This is a genomic window from Vibrio sp. 11-4(1), assembly GCF_013048625.1.
GTDB lineage: Bacteria > Pseudomonadota > Gammaproteobacteria > Enterobacterales > Vibrionaceae > Vibrio > Vibrio diabolicus.
Genome location: NZ_VHSY01000032.1, coordinates 1 through 3969 on the forward strand (window position 1 = coordinate 1; position 3969 = coordinate 3969).

Below are 3969 nucleotides of genomic sequence, written 5' to 3' on the forward strand. Positions count from 1 at the left end.
TCCTATAAGTTACTAGAACCCCTTGAAAAATTCAGCTAACAAAGCATTTAAGAGTGATTCGCAACGCTTGGCGGTTTCGCTTCGCTCAAGTATAGCCAAGCGTCGCTCACACCTTAATGCGGCGTTAGTTGCCAAGGGGAAAAACGCAGCTAAAGCGGAGTATTTAGGGCTAATGATCTGTGCTGTTTTTGCCTGATTCTGTGTTTAGGTGCAAGTCTGCTGAAGTTGCGTTCGATGTTTATTAGTGTGGTTTTGGTTTGCCGTTTCAGAAGCCGATTCACTTGTTGAGAGCCAGCTCTGTGATATTGTCTTTTCAAATGAGCTTTTTGGTGTTGTTAGGCTGTATTCTACGGCGCTGTTTGTTCCAAGTGGTTTCAGTGACAGGCGCTTTGAAACTACGCCTGATTTGAGTTTTTCAAAGCACGTAAAAACAGCGCTGGCAAAGCGGTAATTAACTTCAAATCAAAGCTTTAGGTTTGGCAACTAACAAAGCATTCAAGAGGGATTCACAACGCTTGGCAGTTTTGGTTTGAATTGGCTTTAGTGTTTACGGCACAATGGTTTAGGTTAGGTGGTGGCGTTGTTCACCCCTTAATGCGGCGTTAGGCGAACAAGGATAGAGTGATGAGAGTTTATCATTTTTTAAGTACAGAATTTGCGTATAAAGATTTGCGTGAAAAGAGGCTAAAAGTATCAGAACTAAATCGTCTGAACGATCCATTTGAGTTTTTGGGGATGAACTTAGCCGATCCTGTTCTTCGCAAGGCTATGAGAAAGACCAAAAATCAATTAGCAAAATCTAAAGGGTTAATATGCTTTAGTCGGAACTGGCGTAACCCTGTTCAATGGGCACATTATGCTGATAGTCATAAAGGTATTTGTCTAGGTTTTGATATTCCTGATCGCTTGCTAAGTAAAGTAAATTACGTTGATGAACGTATCGAGTATCCGAATGGCTTCACTGAAGCGGATATGCTTGAGCTTCTAACAACAAAGTTTGCACATTGGTCATATGAAGAAGAATATAGAGTGTTTGTTGAGCTAAAAACTAGAGAAGATGGTTTGTATTACGCACCGTTTAGCTCTGATATTAAATTAAAACAGGTCATCATTGGATCTTGTTCCAAGGCTACTCGTCGACAGGTTATTGAATCTATTGGAGATGATGTTGGCGTTGAAATTTTCAAAGCTAGGGCTGCGTTTAAATCCTTCAATATCGTACGAAACCAAGCTTATGACGAGTTCGCCTAACAAGCAATTTAAGAGGGATTCACAACGCTTGGCACTTTTGCTTCTGCTTCAAATTTTGTGTTTATGGCACAATGTTTTAGGTTTGGGGGCGGCGTTGTTCACCCCTTAATTGGGCGTTATGCGATATGAGAAAGTTGATAGTATGGAAAGTAATGTAGTTAAAGAAATAATTGAAGCAGAGGAGAAGTTAAAAACTTCAATGCTCAATTCAGATATGATTGCCTTGCAAGACTTATTGTCTGATGACTTGGTATTTGTTAATCACCTTGGTCATCGAACTTCCAAAAAAGACGATATAGCACTGCATGACTCTGGCTTACTAGCTATTAAGTCAATTCAATTCCATGATCTTCACGTAGTGCCTCAGAAGAATGTCGTTTTGGTTTACGTAAACGCGGAAATCAAAGGCAGTTATAATGGGGCTGTAGCAAACGGTGAGTTTGCATTTTCTCGTGTTTGGACAAAGCAAAAGGGGAACTGGCAGGTTATCTCTGCGCACTCGACAGTTATCGCATAACAAACTGTTCAAGAGGGATTCGCAACGCGTGGCATTTTCACTATGCGTTGATTTTAGTGATTAAGGTGGTTTGCGGCTGCTTTTGTATTGCGTTGCTCACCCCTTAACAGGGCGTTAGACAAAAGAGGTCACATGAAGCAATACAGATGCATAACTTATGGAGCGGATTCTAAGCGTGGTGACGGTAATCAAAAAGTACTAGCGTTTAGGATTGAATCACCAGAGGATGTGTTGGTGAAAGAAAATAATCCTATCCTTTCAGCACTAAAAGCAGAGAATTTATCTGGTTCTATTGGCTTGTATTTTTACATTCATGCTGACTCAACTAAGCCTTTTATTAAGATTGGAGAATGCACTAGATCTGATGGTATATCAGTGCGTTTTAGTCGTGGGTGGCACGGAACAGTAGCGTACTCTGACAGTTACCGTGGTCGAAAGAAAAACGGTATGGTAGAAAGCAGTAAGTTTCTCTCGGAAATAAATAAAATAACTGTCGAAAACCCTGGTTACTTCATCTTTTACGAGCATAAAACGTCGGGCTCTCACCCTAAAATTGACGAGGTATATGCGTATAGGGTACATAAAAGGTTATTTAAATGTGGCACATTAAATCCAGAGAGAATGAATGGAAATCCTTTATTAGCAAGGAAGCTTATTTGGCATAAGAGTGCGTTTTCTGAAGTGTATAAAAGGCAGTTCCCAGACGGTAGCAGTTTTGTCTAACAAGCAATTTAAGAGGGATTCTCAACGCTTGGCACTTTTGCTTCTACTTGAAATTTAGTGTCTATGGCACAATGCTTTAGGTTTAGGTAGAGGCGTTGTTCACCCCTTAATTGGGCGTTATACGATTAAGGAGAGAAATGAAGCCTGATTTACACGGAAGTAGAATTGTTTTGAGGTCAATTCAAACGAATGATTCTGATGATTTGTTTGAAATTTATGGTGATATTCAAACAATGGAATTTGCCTCAGACCCAGTTTTTACATCGAAAGATCTGATAGTTCAGATGCTAGAAAGCGTTGCTCGACTAGAGAAATCAGGTGAATCGTTGGAATGGGCGATTATGGATCGCGCGACAAACAAGGTTATTGGAACCTGCGGCTTACATAGCTTTAGTGATAACGGTGATTCCTGTGAAGTCGGATGCTTACTAAATTCATCGTACTGGCGACAAGGGTATATGTCGGAAGCTCTTAGTTTATTATTTTCTCATGCTCAATCTTTGGGTATTGAAAGATTGTATGCAGATATTGATGAGGGTAACTTTCGGTCTCAAGCTTTGTTTAATAAGCTAGGTTTCAAAGCTAAAAACGGTCAGTTTCAGCGCTTGGTGTGAGGCATCGTATAACAAACTGTTCAAGAGGGATTCACAACGCGTGGCATTTTTACCATGCGTTGATTTTAGTGATTTAGGTGGTGTGCGGAAGCATCGTATTGCGTTGCTCACCCCTTAACAGGGCGTTAGGTGCTTGAAGGAAAAGGTAAGTATGGAAATTGCTTTTCGGCAGATAAACATTGATGATTTCGAATTATGCGTTGCTGCGAGAAAAGATGCATACTTTTGTAGTTTTGGGCATTACGATGGTTTCGACGACTTCATCAGTGGTTATCGTGAACGCGTCTTAGACCGTTTAGCAACATCAGGATGGTTCTATATCCATATATTTGTGGATGGTCAGTTTGCAGGGCAGTTAGAGTTTCGTAGCTTTTCACCCGAGCCGGAGACTGGTTATGTGCATCTCATTTACTTACAGCCGAATTTTCGTGGTTCAGGACTCGCTCCAAAAGTGCAGGATTATATTGTAAGCACTTTGAGTAAAGCGGGGTGTGTGCGTGCTGTACTTTCAGTAAGCCGAACTAACCATCGAGCTCTCACATTCTATAAGCGCCATGGTTGGGAGTTCGTGCGCAAGAATCCCAAGCACGATGAAACAGACTTTTACCAACTTTGGCTACGCACCTAACAAACTGTTCAAGAGGGATTCGCAACGCGTGGCATTTTTACTATGCGTTGATTTTAGTGATTAAGGTGGTGTGCGGTGGCTTCGGTATAGCGTTGCTCACCCCTTAACAGGGCGTTATGCCTAAGGTGAAATTGATGATCAAGCAGCTTGATTCAAACGAAAAATCAGTGGTTGAACTGTCAGAGTGTTGCTTAGATGAACTTCGTCAAGTTTACAGGCCAACTGAGCTCGCAGTT

6 protein-coding genes and 1 pseudogene are annotated in these 3969 nt (G+C 41.2%); all 7 read left to right on the plus strand.

What is annotated here, in order from left to right; translation table 11 throughout:
• Positions 1-244: 244 nt before the first annotated feature.
• Complete coding sequence (locus FKN16_RS23940) at positions 245-451, plus strand: hypothetical protein (RefSeq protein WP_170903704.1); 207 nt, start codon at positions 245-247, stop codon at positions 449-451.
• A gap of 173 nt (positions 452-624) precedes the next feature.
• Positions 625-1251, plus strand: a complete 627-nt coding sequence (locus tag FKN16_RS23945; protein ID WP_170903705.1) for a DUF2971 domain-containing protein — start codon at positions 625-627, stop codon at positions 1249-1251.
• Between the two features lie 142 nt (positions 1252-1393).
• The gene (locus FKN16_RS23950) at positions 1394-1768 is read left to right on the plus strand and encodes a nuclear transport factor 2 family protein (RefSeq protein ID WP_170903706.1); all 375 of its coding nucleotides are present in this window, start codon (positions 1394-1396) and stop codon (positions 1766-1768) included.
• 132 nt (positions 1769-1900) lie between these two features.
• Positions 1901-2491 (plus strand): hypothetical protein, encoded by a 591-nt coding sequence (locus FKN16_RS23960; protein WP_170903707.1) that lies wholly within the window; start codon positions 1901-1903, stop codon positions 2489-2491.
• A 137-nt stretch (positions 2492-2628) separates the two neighbouring features.
• The gene (locus FKN16_RS23965; protein WP_170903708.1) at positions 2629-3105 is read left to right on the plus strand and encodes a GNAT family N-acetyltransferase; all 477 of its coding nucleotides are present in this window, start codon (positions 2629-2631) and stop codon (positions 3103-3105) included.
• Between the two features lie 151 nt (positions 3106-3256).
• Positions 3257-3733, plus strand: a complete 477-nt coding sequence (locus tag FKN16_RS23975) for a GNAT family N-acetyltransferase (RefSeq protein WP_042773224.1) — start codon at positions 3257-3259, stop codon at positions 3731-3733.
• A 134-nt stretch (positions 3734-3867) separates the two neighbouring features.
• A pseudogene (locus FKN16_RS24695) lies at positions 3868-3969 on the plus strand (N-acetyltransferase); the annotation flags it as partial.